General features: G+C 71.3%; 1 protein-coding gene. It reads right to left on the reverse strand.

All coding sequences use genetic code 11. The features are described 5' to 3' along the window. Positions 1–261: diacylglycerol kinase family protein (locus I73_RS30320; protein WP_040501443.1), on the reverse strand; the 261-nt coding region annotated here is incomplete at both ends.

Below are 261 nucleotides of genomic sequence, written 5' to 3' on the forward strand. Positions count from 1 at the left end.
CTTGCCGTTCACCTCCCCGAGGTCGACTTTCGCGACCGTGCCCGCCCGGATCGCCGCGATCGCCGTCGACAGCGGGTACATGCCGAGGTCTTTGGCGAAGTGATTGAACGTGCCTGCCGGCAGCACGGCGAGCGGGATGCCGCGTTCGCGGGCGGCGTCCGCGGCTTGTTGCACCGTGCCGTCCCCGCCGGCGACGGCGAGGACGTCGCAGTCGGCTGCCGTCGCGCGGATGACTTCTGCATAGTCGTCGCCGGCGCCGAG

The sequence above is a fragment of the Ideonella sp. B508-1 genome (genome assembly GCF_000333615.1).
GTDB lineage: Bacteria > Pseudomonadota > Gammaproteobacteria > Burkholderiales > Burkholderiaceae_C > Ideonella.